General features: G+C 62.1%; 11 protein-coding genes. 4 read left to right on the forward strand and 7 right to left on the reverse strand.

From position 1 onward, the window contains the following. Positions 1-6: 6 nt before the first annotated feature. The 6 genes from MOP44_RS27250 to MOP44_RS27275 form a co-directional block, all read right to left on the reverse strand. Positions 7-1,056: an SIS domain-containing protein gene (locus tag MOP44_RS27250; RefSeq protein WP_260793722.1), complete on the reverse strand. Its 1,050-nt coding sequence runs from the start codon at positions 1,054-1,056 to the stop codon at positions 7-9. 30 nt (positions 1,057-1,086) lie between these two features. Beyond that, positions 1,087-3,009, reverse strand: coding sequence for a glycoside hydrolase family 15 protein (locus tag MOP44_RS27255; protein ID WP_260793723.1), 1,923 nt, complete (start codon positions 3,007-3,009; stop codon positions 1,087-1,089). 56 nt (positions 3,010-3,065) lie between these two features. After that, positions 3,066-5,480, reverse strand: coding sequence for an ABC transporter permease (locus MOP44_RS27260; protein WP_260793724.1), 2,415 nt, complete (start codon positions 5,478-5,480; stop codon positions 3,066-3,068). A gap of 312 nt (positions 5,481-5,792) precedes the next feature. After that, entirely contained in the window at positions 5,793-6,194 is a 402-nt protein-coding gene (locus MOP44_RS27265) for a hypothetical protein (protein WP_260793725.1), read from the reverse strand. A 114-nt stretch (positions 6,195-6,308) separates the two neighbouring features. After that, positions 6,309-7,826 carry a protein adenylyltransferase SelO gene (locus MOP44_RS27270; protein WP_260793726.1) on the reverse strand — a complete coding sequence of 506 codons (1,518 nt, stop codon included), beginning with the start codon at positions 7,824-7,826 and terminating at the stop codon, positions 6,309-6,311. Positions 7,827-7,906: 80 nt separating this feature from the next. Next, positions 7,907-9,445, reverse strand: coding sequence for a glycoside hydrolase family 71/99 protein (locus MOP44_RS27275; RefSeq protein WP_260793727.1), 1,539 nt, complete (start codon positions 9,443-9,445; stop codon positions 7,907-7,909). A 288-nt stretch (positions 9,446-9,733) separates the two neighbouring features. On the opposite strand from MOP44_RS27275, the gene MOP44_RS27280 reads away from it, so the two are divergent. The 3 genes from MOP44_RS27280 to MOP44_RS27290 all read left to right on the forward strand — a co-directional run bounded on the left by MOP44_RS27280 (position 9,734) and on the right by MOP44_RS27290 (position 15,432). Then, positions 9,734-12,454 carry a non-lysosomal glucosylceramidase gene (locus MOP44_RS27280; protein WP_260793728.1) on the forward strand — a complete coding sequence of 907 codons (2,721 nt, stop codon included), beginning with the start codon at positions 9,734-9,736 and terminating at the stop codon, positions 12,452-12,454. Positions 12,455-12,757: 303 nt separating this feature from the next. Further along, positions 12,758-13,168, forward strand: a complete 411-nt coding sequence (locus MOP44_RS27285; RefSeq protein ID WP_260793729.1) for a BlaI/MecI/CopY family transcriptional regulator — start codon at positions 12,758-12,760, stop codon at positions 13,166-13,168. Beyond that, positions 13,165-15,432 carry a M56 family metallopeptidase gene (locus MOP44_RS27290; protein WP_260793730.1) on the forward strand — a complete coding sequence of 756 codons (2,268 nt, stop codon included), beginning with the start codon at positions 13,165-13,167 and terminating at the stop codon, positions 15,430-15,432. Before MOP44_RS27285 ends, MOP44_RS27290 begins: the two co-directional genes overlap by 4 nt. Positions 15,433-15,694: 262 nt before the next feature. On the opposite strand, the gene MOP44_RS27295 is transcribed toward MOP44_RS27290, so the two are convergent. Continuing rightward, positions 15,695-16,654: an alpha/beta fold hydrolase gene (locus MOP44_RS27295; RefSeq protein WP_260796714.1), complete on the reverse strand. Its 960-nt coding sequence runs from the start codon at positions 16,652-16,654 to the stop codon at positions 15,695-15,697. Positions 16,655-16,849: 195 nt separating this feature from the next. Between MOP44_RS27295 and MOP44_RS27300 the strand changes: the two genes are divergently transcribed. After that, positions 16,850-17,824: a zinc-dependent alcohol dehydrogenase family protein gene (locus MOP44_RS27300; RefSeq protein ID WP_260793731.1), complete on the forward strand. Its 975-nt coding sequence runs from the start codon at positions 16,850-16,852 to the stop codon at positions 17,822-17,824. Positions 17,825-17,855 lie beyond the last annotated feature (31 nt).

Below are 17,855 nucleotides of genomic sequence, written 5' to 3' on the forward strand. Positions count from 1 at the left end.
CTTCCGCTATTCAGTCGCCGTAATCTTGCTCACCCGCTCGAACTTCCCCGGCTCTCGCCCTCTCAGCGCCGCCAGCGCAAGCGTCATCATCTGTGCCGGCAGAATCTCCGCAATCGGCATCAACGCCGAGGGCACATCTTGCAACCTGCATGCGGCCAGCTCAGCGTCCTGAGCAAACAACGCTGCCCGCGCGCCAGTCCCGCGCACATCTTTGAGTAGTTGCTCATTCAGCGCTCTCGTCCTCGCGTCGCCTGCAAAGACGCCCACAAACATGTCCGGCCTCAGCATCTCAAACGGCCCGTGACGGAACGCCGCACTGCTCATCCCTTCCGCATGGACGTGGGCCGATTCCTTCATGATCAGCGCACCCGCCTGCGCCGCCGCCATCGAGACCCCGCGGCCCACCAGAAACACATCCTTCACACCGCTCAACAACTCCACAAGCTCGGCCGCATGGCTCTTCCAGTTCCGCAGATAGACTTCCGCAACGTCGGGCGCAGATTCCAGATCGCGCAGCCGCTCCACTCGCTCCACACCGCAAAGCGCCGTGCCAATCACATTCAGCGCCAGCAGCGTCGATACATACGTCTTGCACGAAACCGAATACTCCTCACCCGCTGCCATCAGCACCGGGAACATCGCCTCCGTCCCCAACGGACTGCTCGCATCATTCGTCACTCCGATCACCGTCGCGCTACCACGATTCATCTCCAGCAGCCGCACAGTCTCCGCGCTCCTGCCCGACTGCGACACCGCGATCACCAGGCTCCGCGGCGTCAGCAATTGCGGATAGAAATGGATCAGCTCTGATGTCTCGATCATCATCGGCGTCCATCCGTGCTCGGCAAGTTCAATGCTCAGCGGATGAAATCCGAAAAACGATCCGCCCATCCCCGTAAGTACAACGCGATCGAATTCCGACGCCGCACATGCGCTCGCAATCTGCTCGAAGACCGCATCATCCTTCAACCTGTTCCATGTCGCGCGCAGCGCCCGCGGCTGATCCAGCAAATCATCCAAATATCTTCCCTTCACCGACTCCGGATCGAATCCCACATCTCCTCCTTCTCGCGCCAAAGGCGGAACTCACGCATGACCATGTGACTTCTCTCGGTCCAGCAAATGCAGAATGAACTCGCCCGCCCCGTATCCCACCATCGGCAGCGCTCCCGTCGGATCCCCGATCTTTCCCGGAAACAACTCGCACGGCACCGCAACATACATCTCGGGAATAATGTTGTGATCCGCCGCTGCCTTCTCCTCAATGCGCGTCAGCATCGCCGCCGCTTCATCGCTCCGGCCCTGCTTGCGATAGACCTCCGCCAGGTTGAAGTCCACAAACAGGAACTCCTCCTGCTCATACCAATATTCGTAAATCGATGGATCGGTATAAGTGCCGCGGACGCGCCTGTAACCACCCGACGCCACCTTGAGCAGCGCCATTCTCTCCAGCGTGTCGCGCACAAGCGCGTCATTCGTCACCACGCCGAAGTTGATGATCTGAAGCAGCGCACCGTCAATGTCATTCTTTACCCCCGGCTCCAGCGTTCCATGCAGATGCCCGTCGCGAATGAATGCCGCATTGAATCCCTTCGTCAGCAGATCGGCCTGCCTCAGCATCTCCCCATGTGTCGCCTCGTCTCCCGCGCGCCGCGTGATTTCCGCAAGACTCTTCAGCCCCACAATCGCCATAGCCGTCGAAAACGCGAAGTGCTTCTTATCCTTCTGGTGCTCCTCCCAAATCGACGTATCGGCATTCACGATCACCCCACCGCCGAACTTCTCCGTATTCTTGAGCAGCGGCTTCGCAATGAAATCGCGCGCCGTCTCATACACGGTTCCTCGATACGTCCGCTCCTGCAGCAGCCCCGGCTCATCGTAAGCGCGCAGATACTCACCCAGCACCCACAGCGCCTCGCCCCAGTCATCAAATTCAATATTCGTGCTGCCTTCCTGCGTGAAGAACGGCTCCTCCGCACCATCACCGAAGTAGCGCACCACGGAGATCTGGTAATCAGCCCCCGCGGTCTCGGCCTTCATCTTCCCCGTTGGCCGCGCATTGAAATACGCCAGCAGCGCGGCCCTGGCCTCCGCGCGATGTCCCATCCGCGCAAACGCCACCGTCGCCCACGCCATATCGCGCACCCACGGTGTAAAGAAGATCCCATCCGGCAGGCTCGCAACGATGAGCCCATTCCCATACCGCCCCGGCCTGTTAGGCTCGCGACTCTGCGCAATCCGCAGCATCATCTCACTCTGCCGCCACAAGTGCCGCTCAGCCTCGCCTGTAAACTGCGCTGCCGGCTTCACGCGCCATTGCTCGACTTCCTCGATCTCGCGCGTCGCCAACTTCGATACCGCCAGCCCCGCGCGCCACTTCGCAAAGTCATTCGCAAGTCCCTCTGCATCTGCATCGTTCTCAAGCGATACCATCGCCCACGCTGAATTTCCCGCCAGCGGTTGCCCCGGCTCACCCCGCCCCGTACCCCGCGCATCCCCTATCGGAATCAACAGCAACGACTCTTCGAGCCCATCGAATCGCAGAACGCTTAGCTCCTGCCCCTCAACTCGAATCGTCCTCTCCCCAACGACGCGCCGGTTCCACTCCACATGCCAGTTGCCGCTTCGCTCCACTCCCGGATTCCATCCCACAATCACCGCGGCGTGCCCAAAGCCGAACGGCATGAAGCACCACCCCTCGCCGTCCGCGCGCTCAATGCGAATCACCTGCGAATCATCGACATAATCAGCCGTCGGATTGCTCGCATCCGCACCGCGCCACGCAATTTCTTTCACAAAGCTGGCCGTCTCAATTCCCTCGCTCAGTGGCTTCTGCGGATCAGGATGCGTAAAGCTATAGGGATGCGCGTAGACCTTCGTCACCGCGCCCGATTCCGGCGCGACAACCGCGAAGCCAAATCCATTTCCAGTGACGAGATGCGAAGCACTTAACGAAGAAGCGCTCAGCAGGCACGCGAGCAACAACGCGGCAAATCGGACGAATCGCATGGCGTGCCTAGTTTCAAGCCCACACCGTGCACTTCGCAACTCGCCCGATTAACGCGCTACTCGTCCTTCAGCAGCACCAGCGGATTCACAGCCAGCGCCCTTCGCGCCGGCAGCAACGACGCCAGAAGACCCAGCACCAGCATCGTCATGCTCACCCCGCCCAGCACCCACGGATCCTTCGGCGTCGCCTGGTACACGATGAACGACAACACGCGCGTCGCCATCAAGCCCAGCACCACACCGGCAATCGACCCGATACTCAGCAGCCGGAACGCCCTTCCCAGCGATGCGCCCAAAATCTGCTTCTGCCCCGCGCCGAGCGCCACGCGAATACCCAGTTCGCGCATGCGCTTGCTCACCGTATAAGACGCCATGCCGAAGATCCCCGTCACTGCCAGCATCGCCCCCAGCATGCCCAGCGCACCCAGCGCCACCGTCGCCACGCGCGCCGCAAACAACGCGCTGTCCATCTCCTCCGTCCACGTGAGAACGCCCAACGGCAGGCTCGGATCGACCCCATGCAGCGTCTTTTCCAGCGCCGGAATCAACTCCGACGGTTCTCTGTTCGAGCGCACCACCAGCCATGTGCTCGTGTCCGTGTGCTGCTGGTACGAGAAGAACATCGCGGCCATCTGGTCTTCGGTCAGCGTGCGATAGCGTCCATCCTCCACCACGCCAATCACCTCGGCGCGCTTTCCGCCCCAAAACTTGAAGTGCCCACCAACCGCCTTCTCCACCGAGCCGAACACCTTCACCGCGAACTCGTGATTCACAATCGCAACCGTCGGCGCATTCTTGTCGTCATTGGCCTTGAAATTCCTGCCCGCCAGCAGCCTCGTTCCCGACGCCTCCAGGTACCCCGGCGAAACGTTATAGTTCATCGCATCCGCAACCGAATTGGTCGGCCGGAAATCTGTCGTCGTGTCCTTGTAGACAGAAGAATCGCCTCCGCCCAGCCCCAATGGAATATTGCTCGTCGATCCCACCGCCGTCACGCCAGGAATCGCCGCAATCGCATCAATCATCCGCTTCTGCACCGCCGACGAATCATCGTCCTTATACCCCGACATCCGCAGATCCGTGCTCGCCAGCACCACGTTCTGCGGCTGGAACCCGAAGTTCGAATGAAGCGACCGCGCTAGCCCACGCACCGCCACAAACGACGACGTCACCAGCACCCCGCAAATCGCAATCTGCACCACCAGCAGCACGTCGCGCATCGTAAAGCGCCGCATCGCTCCGGCCACGCTCTGCCCCGTCCTTATCACCTGCCACGGATCTGACCGCATCACCTGCCGAACGGGCACGATCCCGAACAGCAATCCGCTCACCAGCGCCAGCACCAGTGCCACCGCATACGTGCGTACATCCGGATTCACCGGCACATTGATCGGCACATCCGGAATCGGCTGCCACGCGCTCAGCATCCGCAGTAGCACAATGCCACCGCCCAGCCCCACCACCCCGCCCGCCAGCGACACCATCATCGCCTCGGTCAGCAGTTGCCGCAGAATCAATCCGCGCTTCGAACCCAGCGCCAGCCGCAGCGCCACTTCCTTCGCGCGGTCAGCCGCCCTCGCTGCGAACAAGCTGCCCAGGTTCGCGCACGCCGCCAGCAGAATCAACCCGGCCAGCCCCATCAGCCCCGCCATGAACGCCTTCGCCGGCCCGCCCAGCATGTCGCCCACCAGCCCCGGCCGCGCCAGCGTGAACTTGATTCCATCATCCTGCGCCGGATACGTCTTCGCCATCCACGCGCCCAACGCATTCAGGTCCGCGGTCGCCTCGGTCGCCGTCACCCCCGGCTTCAGCCGTCCAATCACGAAAAGCGAGTGATTCCCGCGCTCCTTCAAATTCGACCCCATCAGCGTGGGCTTCTCCACCATCGGAATCCACATCGCCGGCGCGAAAAACAGTTCCGTCCCGCGAAAATCCGGAGGCGCCACGCCGATGATCGTCATCGGATGCTTGTCGATCGACACCGGCTTGCCCACCACGTTCTTGTCGCCGTGGAAGTAGCTGTGCCAGTACGCATAACTCAGCACCACGTAGGGAGCGCTGCTGTCTCCCTTCTCGTCCGACGCATGAAAGAACCGCCCCAGGTATGGCTGAATCTCCAGGGCGTCAAAGTAGTTCCCGCTAGCCAGAAACGGCCACGCCGTCGACGGATTCCCGCCCGTATCCACGCCCTGCGGACCCACAATGTCGAACGTCACCAGGTTCTGGAACGTGCGATTCTTATCGCGCAAATCCAGATAATCCGGATATGAGTGCGACGGATACGTGAACCGCTGCACCATGTAGAGATTGTCCGGATGCGGAACATTCACCGGCCGCAACACCAGCGCATTCAGCACGCTGAACACAATGGCGTTCGCGCCAATTCCCAGTGCAAGCGTGACAATCGCCGTCACAACAAACCCCGGCGATTTGCCCAATTGACGCAGCGCAAGCTTCAGATCGCCAAACATGCAAACAGGGTACGCGCCACCCCACCCCAAAGTTCCCGGCAGCTCAGAAGCCTTCGGCTCCCCCCACGGAGTTGTCATCCTGAGCCGCAGGCGAAGGACCCGCTTTTTGCATTTGCCTTTGCTCTTGCTTTTCTTGTCTGTCATTCCCGGAGGGAATCTGCTGCTCTACTCCCGCGTCGCGCAAAACCTCTGGCTCACGCCTACTCCCCAGCCACTGTCATCCCGAGTGGAGCGCAGCGGAGTGAGGGATCTGTGGTTGCTTCTGCGCACTTGATTGCCACGGCTTCGGACTCCGCTTTGACTCGGAGCCTGCTACTTGAAGCCACGATCAGGCGCGTCTTCGTAAGGGAATAGCGAATCGATAGCTGGAAGACCGAAGGGCTCGTCGGTTCCCGCACAGGAATAAACTTCCATGGAACTGAGACGACCATCTGTCTGGAACAGCATCACTCCAACGAGATCCCCGTTAACAGTGGCCAGCCAGTCACTAATGATTCGTTCGCCCTTGCTCGAAACAGGCTCTCCATCGAGGGCGAAGTAGACGGTAGGACAACCGCAAGTGCACTTCTCGAACACCGTCAGTCGCTCGATCTGCTGCAACAGATCGGGGATCTCAGACTCACTATGTTCGACTAGCCATCGGACAAGATCGCGTTCGTCGCTTGTAAGAGGACGTTTCGAGGGTTCTAGTCCTTTGGCTGCATCCTCGGTCATGGCTTAAGTCTAGCCGCCGATGTGCCCCATCTTAAGCGCGTCTTCTGCGTTTGGGCTCAATCTTATCCCGCCCGGAATGGCGGCGAAGCCGCAGTCAGCCGCACCGCAGGTGCCCTACGTCCCGCAGAACGTAGCAACCACCCGCTCCTCCGGCTTTGCCGGCACCGCAAACCGCTCCCACCCCGCGCGTTCCTCATACGGCTGCATCACCGCTTCCAGCAACTCCTCGAACGGCCGCAGATCCTCGCGCGTCACCGCAGCATTCAGAGCCGCCTCCACCATATGGTTCCGCGGAATATAAATCGGATTCACCCGCATCATCCGCGCCGCCCTCTCCTCCGGCGCCACCGACTCAACACCCATGCGCGCCCGCCACGTCAGCGCCCACTCGTCGAACGCCGCACCATCCGCAAACAGCGCCCGCACACCCTCATCGTCCCCAAGAACGGCATCGCCCAGCCGCCGGAACGTCAGCGTAAAATCCGCGCCATTCGCCGCCATGCGCTCCAGCAAATCCTTCACCAGGTCCATGTCGCCGTCCTGCTCCGTGAACAGCCCCAGCTTCTTGCGCAGCCCCGCCAGTTGCGCCGCCTCATACTGCGGAGCAAACGCCTCCAGCGCCTTGGTCGCCGATTCCAGCCCCGCCTCGGGACTTCCCGCCTCCTCCACCAGCACCGCCATCAGCGCCTCGGCCAGGCGCGTCAAATTCCACAGCAGAATCCGCGGCTGATTCCCCCACGCATACCGCCCCTGCCGGTCGATCGAGCTGAACACCGTCGCCGGATGAAACGCCTCCATAAATGCGCACGGCCCATAGTCAATCGTCTCGCCCGATATCGACGTGTTGTCGGTGTTCATCACGCCGTGCACAAACCCCACCATCATCCACTGCGCTACCAGCCGCGCCTGCCGCGCAACCACTCCATCGAGCAGCGCGCGATACCTGCGCTCCGCCTGCGCCGCCTCTGGATAGTGCCGCGCAATCGCATAATCCGCCAGCGTCTTCACACCATGCGCATCGCCCTGCGCCGCAAAATACTCAAACGTGCCCACGCGCAGATGACTCGCCGCCACCCGCGTCAACACCGCACCCGGCAGAGGAACCTCCCGCATGATCTGCTCGCCCGTCGCCACCGCCGCCAGCGCCCGCGTCGTGGGAATCCCCAACGCCGCCATCGCCTCGCCCACAATGTACTCGCGCAGCACCGGCCCCACGGCGGCCCGCCCGTCGCCTCTGCGCGAAAACGGCGTCTGCCCCGATCCCTTCAAATGAATGTCATAGCGAACGCCGTCGCACCCCACGACTTCGCCCAGCAGATTCGCGCGCCCATCACCAAGCTGCGGAACGAAGTGCGCATACTGGTGCCCCGCATACGCCTGCGCCAGCGGCTCCGATCCCGCCGCCACACGATTCCCAGCCAGAATCTCCACGCCATCCGCGCTCGCAAGCTGCTCCGGATCGAGCCCCAGCAGCTCCGCCAGCTTCACATTCAGCTTCAGCAGCCGCGGCTGCGCCACCGGCGTCGGATCGAGCCGCGCATAAAACCGCTCCGGCAACCGCGCATACGTATTGTCGAAACCAAACTGCACGCCGCTCTCCGCCGCGCGCTCCTGCGAACCTGAACTTGTCAAACTCATCCCTATTCGATGCGCCTCACCGCCACCCGATCCTATCTCGTTGTTCCTATTCCCTACTCCCTACTCCCTATTCCCTACTTCGTAAACACTGCCGGCCCCGACATCCGGTTCAGAATGCTGTTCTTCCCCACCATGCGCACAAACACTCTGTGCGTCCCCGCCGGCAACACCCCCAGGTCCCAAGTCCCGCTCCGCTCCGCCGGAACCTTATCAATCAGCCGCAGATTCTCGCCGTCATTTGAGTCGTAAATCTCCACATGCGACACCGTCGACAGGCTCGCAAACTCATTCGACGCGTTCAGCTTCCACTCGAGCACCGTGCCCTTCACCTCAGCCGACACAGTAAAGCAGTTATCGATTCCCGTCTCAATCTCCGTCCCCTCGTTGTAGTCATTCCACGTAATCACCTGCAGAAACGGCAGCGCCTCATCCCTGTAGAACCGGTTCCCCTCCGTCAGCGACTGCATCCAGACCTGCCCGCAAGCCTGGTCCAGAATCCGGTTCGTCCCCCACGCCGCCTGCGCACTGTTGAACCCCTTGAACGCCGCGCCCCACACCATCTTCCCCGCATTCTTCTGCGCGGACTGGTAAAACTGCTCCAGCGTCTCCACCGTCGAGGGCGAACTCACGTTGAACACGTACTGCGACTTCGCCGGATCGGTCCCTGCCACCTGCACCCAGTAGTACGCCCCATCCGATGCTCGGTGCATAAAGCCCCCACCGTGCTCAAACACCACCAGCGGCACGCCATTGTTCTGGTTATAAGGAGCCTTCCCGCAGTTATGCGGCAAATCGCGGTTCCACTCCGCGATATGCACCCACACGTCCTCCCATGACGGCGCTGGCCCCCACGGCCGAATCACACCCTCCTCCGGAAACACCATCACCACCGGCCGCCCGTTCTCCTTCAGATAAGCATCGTTGCCCCAGTGGGTCCCGTTCATCGAGCACATGTCGTTCCGCACATGCGCGATCACGCAATCTTCATAAGCGCCGCCGTTCTTGCCGCCGCACCCTGCGCCGCTCGTCCCCGGAATCCCCGTCGACTTCACCGAGTATGCCCACGACGGCCCATCGATCATGATCAGATACATCGGATCGCACTGTTGCGCGCCCTTGCAGTAGTGCTTATTCGCGTACCGCTGGAATCGCAGCGCCGCCTCATCCTCTGACGTCCCGTATCCCTCCCACGACATGATGGCGCCATCAATGTGCCGTCGCCGCAGATCCTCCACCTGCGCCGCCACGGTGGCATCATCGTTCGAGTTGTACCCCGTCCGCACGTTTCGGTGGCACCAGTGCCCGCTGCCCCACGTGCAAAACCCCAGCATGAAGTTGGCAAATATCTTTGTCTTCCCACCCTGATTCAGATATCCATGAATGTCCTCATCCGACACATTCCCCGCCGGCGCATCGAACACCGGCGTCGCCACGCCTGGCCGCGTATCCGTCTGCCCCGCAAACGCCTGCTTGCAATATCCCGGCAGCTTCCCGCCCGCCGCGCACGCCGACGTATTATTCCCCGTCAGCTCCGACAGCTTCACCTGCGCCCCCGCCGCAAGCGAAAGAACCAGCCCCAGACATACCAAAGCAACGCAACACGCCTTCTTCATCAAACGCAATCCTCTACTCTTCTTCTACTTCTGCTTCTTCTACATCAGATGGATGCAAACCACGCCCTCGCGGCTAAACATCCTCTATCCTCACCAAAACCAAGCCGCTCGACGTTCCACTTCAAACCAGGTCCACACCCACCACAAATTTGTCATCCTGAGCCGCAGGCGAAGGACCCGCTTTCGTTCTTTCTTTTTGCCGTTCCCTGACCCCTGATCCCTAGCCCCTAAGCCCTAAGCCCTGTTCCCTGTTCCCTGTTCCCTGCTTTAAGCTCTCCTGAGAAAACCATGCCCTCCAAAAAGCGCCCCACCCGCCGCGAATTCCTCCTTGCCAGTTCCGCCGCCACTATCGCCGCCGCCACACCCGCGATCGCTCCGGCCCAGCCCGCCGCCGAACCCCACGCCTCCTCCCCGTACTCGCCCGAAGACCTCCACCGCACCGGCCCCCAGCGCACATTCACCGGCGACAAGATCACCCAGATCGCCCTCCCCATCGGCGGCATTGGCGCAGGATGCATCTGCATGAACGGTTACGGCGGCCTCCAGGATTTCTCCATCCGCACCCGCCCCGAAAGCACCGCACTCCCCGAGGGCTTCACCTCCGACTCCCCCGAAGCCGCGTTCGCCATCCTCCACATCAAAGGCTCGCCGCCGATCACAAAGCTCGTCGAAGGCCCCTTCCCCCCCTTCAAAATCTTCGACCAGGGCCTCCAGGGCCAGGGCCTCCGCCGCGCCGGATTCGAAGGCTTCCCTCGTTTCTCCAAATCCTCCTTCCAGGGCGAATACCCCTTCGGTGTCGCCAAACTCTCCGACGCATCCATCCCCCTCGAGGTCACCGTCACCGGCTGGAACCCCTTCATCCCCCTCGATGACAAAAACTCCGGCCTCCCCTGCGTCCTCCTCGAATACTCCCTCCACAACACCTCATCGCGCCCCGTCGAATACGAGTTCTCCTACCACCTTTCCCATCTCGCTCCCGGCTGCCAGCCCGACCAGGCCTCCACCATCAATGCCGTCCTCCCCGGCAAAGGCGCATTCCTCACCAACCGCGAACCCGCCAATGCCGAGGGATACGGCAGCGCCGTCCTCATGTCCATCGGCGAGTCCCCCAAAATCAAGGCAATGTGGCTGCGCAGCCCGGGTTGGGAGTTCGACTCCCTCTCCGCACTCTGGCGCGAAGTCTCTACCGGCGCATTCACCACCAACGACGGCTCCAACCCCGTCGACCACGCCGGCCGCAACGGCGCCTCCATCCTGCTCCCCGGCTCCCTCGCCCCCGGCGCCTCCCGCACCCACACCGTCCTCATCGCCTGGCACTTCCCCAACAGCTACCTGACGGAAGGCCTCAACCCGCCGCTCTCCGGCATCGAAGGCCGCCCCGGCTGCCGCACCATGAAAGACGGTGCCCCACCCCCCTGGCATCCCTGGTACGCAGGCCAGTGGAAAGACGCCCGTGAAGTCGCCCTCTACGTCGAGCAGAACTACCCCGACCTCCGCCGCCGCACCGTCGCCTTCAAAGAAGCCCTCTTCTCCTCCACGCTTCCCCATTACGCGCTCGACGCCATCTCCGCCAACCTGGCCATCCTCAAATCCCCCACCATCCTCCGCCAGCAGAACGGAAACATCTGGGGCTGGGAGGGCTGCTTCCCTGACAGCGGCTGCTGCCACGGCTCCTGCACCCACGTCTGGAACTATGCCCAGGCCCTCCCCCACCTCTACCCCCAGCTCGAGCGCACCCTCCGCGACCTCGAGCTGGTCCGCTCCATGGACGACCGGGGTCACGTCACCTTCCGCGGAGCCATCCCCGACGGCCCCGTTGACCATGGCTTTCATGCCGCTTCGGACGGCCAGTTCGGCGGCATCATGAAGCTCTACCGCGACTGGCAGATCGGGGGCGACACCGCCTGGCTCAAGCGTCTCTACCCCCTCGCCAAACGCAGCCTCGACTACGGCATCCGCACTTGGGACCCCGATCGTCAGGGCGCGCTCTTCGAGCCCCACCACAACACCTTCGACATCGAGTTCTGGGGCCCCGAGCCCATGTGCTCCACCATCTACCTCGGCGCGCTCTCCGCCATGGCCCGCATGGCCGAGGCCGTCGGCGAACCTGCAGACGCAAAGTCCTACGCCGAACTCGCTCAGCGCTCCGCCTCCTATATTGATACGCACCTGTTCAACGGCGACTACTACGAGCAGCACGTCCAGTACGAAGGCCTGCGCGACACCTCCTTCGCGAAATCCATCGCTGAGGTCAACGAGCACAGCAGCGAAATGCAACAGCTCCTCAAACGCGAAGGACCGAAATATCAGTACGGCAGCGGCTGCTTGTCTGACAGCGTCATCGGCGCCTGGATGGCCCGCATTTACGGCATCGAAACCCCTCTGGCCCAGCAGAACGTCCGCTCCGCTCTGCACTCCATCTTCAAGAACAACTTCAGAACCGACCTCAGCGCGCACGCCAACGCCCAGCGCCCCGGCTACGCCATGGGACACGAGCCCGGCCTGCTCATCTGCAGTTGGCCGCGCGGCGGCAAGCCCACCCTCCCCTTCGTCTATTCCGACGAGGTCTGGACCGGCAACGAGTACCAGGTCGCCTCCCACCTCATCGCCGAAGGCTTCACCGACGAAGGCCTCACCATTGTCCAGGCCGCCCGCAGCCGCTACGACGGCAAAACCCGCAACCCCTGGAACGAGTACGAGTGCGGCAATTGGTACGCCCGCGCCATGTCCAGCTACGCCCTGCTCCCCGCCCTCTCTGGCTTCCGCTACTCCGCCGTCGACCGCACTCTCCACTTCGGCCCCAGGCTGAACGCCCGCCCCTTCACCACCTTCTTCTCCACCGCCTCTGCCTACGGAACCATCACCCTCACGGCCACCGAAATCTCCGTCCGCGTCATAGAAGGCCAACTAGTCATCGAAAAGCTGATCCTCACCCGCGACAACACCGCCCACCCGATGGACTGGAAGGCCACCATCGACCCCACCCACCCCACCATCAAAAGGCTCTGATCGCTTCCGCCATAGCCCGCCATACCATTGCGTTGTCATCCTGAACGTAGTGAAGGATCCGCGGTTGTTCTTCGCCCGCTCCCCCCTGAGGTGTCATCCCGAGAGTCCGCGTGTTTGGGGCCCCGCTCACAGCTTTATCGTGAGTGGGGTCAGCGGGCCGAGAGACCTGCAGTTGTTTCTGACACTCCCTAGGTGAACCACCCCGACTTGCTTACCGGCCAAATCGCTGTTTGTAAAACACTTCGCCTCCGCTCAAAAATTCACTTGCGCCGCCAAAGATCGAGTGCTACAGTTTGTAACGTTATGAATCGTAGCACCCCGGATCTACCCGACCTCAGCGAACTCGAACGCGACGCCCTCCAGATCATCTGGCGTCTCGGCCTTGCCACCGCCGACCAGGTGAGAGAAAATCTCGAACGGCCACTGAAAGATTCCACGGTACGTACCGTACTCCGCCGCCTCGAAGAAAAGGGCTACCTGGCGCACACTGTGGACGATCGTCGTACGTTCATCTACCGTCCGGTCGAATCGCGTCAGCACGTCGCCGGCCGCGCCGCCAAACGCATCGTGGATTGGTTTTGCGAGGGCTCGGTCGAAACCCTGCTGGTCGGCATGGTCGATTCCAAAGTTCTCGATCGCTCCGAGCTCCAGCGCCTGGCCGACTACATCGCCGCTGCACAGAAGGCAGCTTCATCCGAAAAGGAGGGTCAATGATTCCCGTCTTCCTCGAAGCAACGCTGCGTTCGCTCCTCGTCGGATTGGCAGTCGCCGCAGGCCTGCGCCTCTTCCGGGTTCGCAACGTGCTGGCGCAAAAGTCCGCCTGGGGCCTGGTCCTGATCTCCGCGCTCGCCATGCCGCTTCTCCTGCCCATCACCGCGCAATGGCACATCCTCCCCGATGGAGCCGGCCTCGCCCTACCCGCCCATCCCATGACACTCCTCCAGGAACTGCAGGAACGCATCCTGGCCAAAGGCGCTCCCCCCGTCAAAATCGCGCCGCCCAAGCTCGACGTTCCGCAAAGCGACCTCCCGGAAACCGAAGAGGCTGCTGCATCCGAACCGGCTGCGTCGTCCGCCGTTGAAACGGCATCCCCCCGCAGTGGAGATCGCCAAATCACGCAATCGGATACGCAACTCACCCCCCACCCCCAGGGCGTATTCCACGGGCAATCAAGCGCATACGTAACCATCCAGCGGGAACCCGCCCCGGCGCCGGTCCGGCACCTCAATCTGTCTCCCGTCGCCCTTATCCTGACGCTCTATTGCGCAATCACGGGATTCCTCCTCTTCCGCCTCGCCGTCGCTGTCTTCACAACCATTCGCCTCTGGCAGACAGCCACCCCCGTCCCGGCGAATCACCTGCCATCCAACGCAGCGACGCTTCCCCTCCGCGCCAGCGCCAAGATCGCCTCCCCCATCACCATCGGCTCAGCCATCCTGCTGCCCAGCGACTACAAAACATGGGAGCCTGAGAAGCTGCGCATCGTCCTAGCTCATGAGCGCTCCCACATCCGTCAGGGAGACTTCTACCTGCAGTTGCTCGCCGGCATCTACGCCGCACTCGCCTGGTTCAGCCCCCTCGGTTGGTGGCTCAAGCACGAGCTCGCCGAACTGGCCGAGGCCATCAGCGACCGCGCCGGAATCGAGGAAGCCGCAAGCCGCGCATCCTACGCCCAAATCCTTCTCGAATTCGCGGCCGCGCCGCGCCGAATCTCTTTAGGAGTAGCCATGGCCCGTCCCGGAAGTCTCTCGCGCCGCATCGAGCGCCTGCTCAACGACAAGTCGTTCCGTCAGTGCTTCGCCAATAGCCGCCGCGCCCTTGTAGCGGTCGCGCTCGTGCCCCTCGCGCTGTTCGCCTCCACCGCGCTCGTCCGCGTACAGGCCGCAACCGGCAACCAGCCCCTCCCCCCGGCTCGCGCCGCAGTCTACGCACTACCGGTCGCGCCTGTCGCGCCGCAAGCCCAGCCTGCGGCCATCGAGACCGCCTCCGAATCAACCCAGCCCGAGCCCACGAGCCAGCCCGCCCCCGCGATCCCGGCGATGTCCTCGGCGCCCGCGGTTCTGGCGTTCCCTGCGGAGACCAAAGCTCCCAGCGCAGAACCCTCTCCCCTGATGATTGCTGCTGCTTCACCTGCGCCTATGATCCACGCCGCGCCCATGGTCATGCTGGCTCCGCGTGCTCCGCAGGAGGGTGGATCGAATGAAGCCGGCTCGCTGTCCTTTGACCGCACGCTCTCCGTCAGCGGCGACGCGCACCTCGAAGTGAACACCGGATCCGGCAATATCCACATCACGCGCGGCTCCGGCAGCCAGATTCAGATCCACGGCCGCATCCACGTGCATCGCGACGGCAGCCAGGAACAGGCCCGCCAAATCGCCGCCAATCCCCCCATCGAGCAGAGCGGACAGACCATTCGCGTCGGTCAGCATCAGGAGCACGTGCGCGGCATCAGCATCGACTACACAATCGAAGCGCCCGCCGGCACCTTCCTCGCCGCCAATTCCGGCTCCGGCGACATCGTCGATGAGGGAGTCGGGCATGACGCCAAGCTCCAGACCGGGTCCGGCGACATCCGCGCCTCCGGCTTGCAAGGACGATTTAACCTGATGACCGGTTCCGGCAACATCACAGCCGAACAAACCGGAGAAGGCGATGTAATCGCCCAAACCGGTTCCGGCAATATCGAGCTCAAGGAGATCCACGGCGGTTTCAAAGGACAAACCGGGTCCGGCGATATCAAGGCGAGCGGCACTCCCTCTTCCGGCTGGAACCTCCAAACCGGATCGGGCTCCATCGAACTACAGACCGGCAACGCTCCGCTCACGCTCGACGCCTCCACCGGCTCAGGCACGGTCAAGACCGATCACGAGATGGTGGTGCAGGGCGGGTTCGACCAGCATCACATCCGGGGCAAGCTGAACGGCGGCGGCCCCACCGTCCGCCTCGAAACCGGCTCCGGCGACATCCAGATCCACTGACGCGCCAAGGTCGCGGTCTACGCTTCCCTCACTGAAGGTGTCATCCCGAGAGGCCGCGCATCACCGGAGTCCCCAAGGACTGATCTTCGTCCTTGGGGTGGTCGTGGCCCGAGGGACCCGCAGTTGCCTTTCAGCTATCAGTGGCAGAGTCGCCGACGACGTGTCGGCGATCGTGTCAGTGAGCGGCTTGCCCTGTTCGCTACAACTGCCACGCGATCCCGCCCGGCTCTCCTGGCGCTTGCGACTTTGCAGTACCGAGAACCTACGGGAGCGTGCTAAGAAACTTACGCATCTCGTCGATCACTTCCGCTTCATTGGAACGGTAGACGTAATGGTCGGCATTTGGAATGCGAACGACGTGGGCTGATGGGACTCCATGAGCAAAGCTATCTGCCCATTGTGTGCAGCGGGCTTTATCGTCCGCGACCAGCGTGGCTTTTCTCCCTGCCCCATCCTCAGGGAAACGACCCCAGTCGTGAGGGCAGGCGTAGACAGCTAGGGCGGGGACAGGAATACTGGTGAATTTCTGCATTCCGAAGTTGAGCGCCGCGGCAACCGGAGAGCGCGGTGGAAGAGGCGGCATATTCGCAATTTCTGCGTTGCTCCGATGGAGCACCTCCTCGAACTTCGAGACAGCCGTTTCAAGTTCCAGCAGTTTCTTCGGTTCATCTACCCCGCCTGCTTCGATTTCATCGATGCGGTGCTTGATATCGTTAATCTCGACGGGTAACAGAGGGTGTGCGGGATCGTAGAAAGCAAAACCTGTCGCGGCATCCAGATAAATGAGCCCGGCAACTTTGTTAGGGAAGCGGCTGCCGATTGAGCTGAGCTCCTCTCCAGCCATGGAATGCCCAACCAGCACGGGACGCTCGATGTGAAGTGCTTGCATAACCGCGAGGACATCGTTCCCCAGACTATCCGCTGTGTAGTTTCCGTTGGCCGGCGTCGGCTTGCTCGACGCGCCAAAGCCCCTGCGCGTTATGCCGTAGACGTGATTGTCGCCGATAAAATTCGCAGCAAAACTATCGAATACGTGAGCAGTGTCTCCGTTCCCTGCCAAGAAGATCAGTGGTCTTCCGGTTCCACCCCAATCGAGCACCTCAAGCTGAACCCCATTTTCGACGGTCACGAATTGAATCTTGTGCGGTGCGGAATCCATCTGCGCAGCTGCCTTTAAGGTAACGACGAGGGCTGCAATCAAGACAAGGCTTAGGTCTCTCATTTTGCCCACAGTACTCTCCCTGAACGATAGTATCCGTTTCCCGGCTGTTGCTGAATGAACGCGTAATCGCGATGCGCTCATTCACAGGAAGCGCCAGCGACTTCGCGGTAACCGCGATCACCGGATCATGCCTCGCCACAAATCTCGCGACTAGAAACTTCGCCACCTTCGACGCTTGTGTCGGACAATCAACAAATGAAGGCATACATCGTCGAGACACCCAACGGCCCCTTCCGCCAGATCGAAGCAAGGCGGCCCGAGCCGTCGCCCAACCAGGTTCTCGTCAGGATCCATGCCAGCGGAGTGAACCCGCTCGACACCAAGATTCGCGCTGGCCAAGCCGAACACGCCAAGCAGCCCCTCCCTGCCGTCCTGGGGCTCGACATGGCTGGCATCGTTGAGGAGATAGGCTCCGGTGTCGCCGGGTTTCGGCCCGGCGACGAGGTCTTCGGAATGGTCGGCGGAGTCGGCGGTCTGCAGGGAACGTTGGCCGAATACATTGCCGCCGACGCGGATCTGCTCGCCCACAAACCCAAGTCCCTTTCGATGCGCCAGGCTGCCGCGCTCCCTCTCGGCGCCATTACCGCATGGGAGGGCCTCGTCGATCGTGCCGCACTTCAACCCGGCCAAACCGTGCTGGTCCACGCCGGCGCTGGCGGTGTCGGATACCCAGCCGTGCAAATTGCGATCGCTCTCGGAGCGAAAGTGTTTACCACGGTATCCGAAGATAAGCGTCCGGTCCTTGAAACGTTAGACGTCAAGGCAATCGACCGCCATACGCCCGTTGAAGACTATGTACGCGAGCACACCGGTGGCGAAGGCTTTGAGATTGTCTACGACACCGTTGGTGGTTCAGTGCTCGACGCTTCCTTCAAGGCGGTCAAACGCTATACCGGACGCGTCGTTAGCTGCCTCGGCTGGGGAACGCACTCGCTTGCCCCACTCTCGTTCCGGTGCGCTTCTTACTCGGGAGTGTTCACCCTTCTGCCTCTCCTCACCGGCCTCAATCGCGCCCATCATGGAGACATCCTCAGACGGGTTGCCGAAATCGCCGATCGGAATCAGCTTCAGCCGCTTCTGGCACAACAGCACTTCGGACCCGGCGAAATCGCCACAGCGTTCGATGAAGTTGCGAAGGGCAGCAGAGGCAAGGTCGTCCTGGAGCATTGATCACCAACGCGGCGCGCGATAAGGACGGCTT

This window comes from Occallatibacter riparius (assembly GCF_025264625.1).
GTDB classification, from domain to species: Bacteria; Acidobacteriota; Terriglobia; order Terriglobales; family Acidobacteriaceae; genus Telmatobacter; species Telmatobacter riparius.

Excerpts from the sequence above, each read along its gene's own strand:
- MOP44_RS27265 (WP_260793725.1), bottom strand. The coding sequence starts at position 6,194 with ATGACCGAGGATGCAGCCAAAGGACTAGAACCCTCGAAACGTCCTCTT.
- MOP44_RS27290 (WP_260793730.1), top strand. The coding sequence starts at position 13,165 with ATGATTCCCGTCTTCCTCGAAGCAACGCTGCGTTCGCTCCTCGTCGGA.
- MOP44_RS27275 (WP_260793727.1), bottom strand. The coding sequence starts at position 9,445 with ATGAAGAAGGCGTGTTGCGTTGCTTTGGTATGTCTGGGGCTGGTTCTT.
- MOP44_RS27285 (WP_260793729.1), top strand. The coding sequence starts at position 12,758 with ATGAATCGTAGCACCCCGGATCTACCCGACCTCAGCGAACTCGAACGC.
- MOP44_RS27255 (WP_260793723.1), bottom strand. The coding sequence starts at position 3,009 with ATGCGATTCGTCCGATTTGCCGCGTTGTTGCTCGCGTGCCTGCTGAGC.
- MOP44_RS27300 (WP_260793731.1), top strand. The coding sequence starts at position 16,850 with ATGAAGGCATACATCGTCGAGACACCCAACGGCCCCTTCCGCCAGATC.
- MOP44_RS27295 (WP_260796714.1), bottom strand. The coding sequence starts at position 16,654 with ATGAGAGACCTAAGCCTTGTCTTGATTGCAGCCCTCGTCGTTACCTTA.
- MOP44_RS27280 (WP_260793728.1), top strand. The coding sequence starts at position 9,734 with ATGCCCTCCAAAAAGCGCCCCACCCGCCGCGAATTCCTCCTTGCCAGT.
- MOP44_RS27260 (WP_260793724.1), bottom strand. The coding sequence starts at position 5,480 with ATGTTTGGCGATCTGAAGCTTGCGCTGCGTCAATTGGGCAAATCGCCG.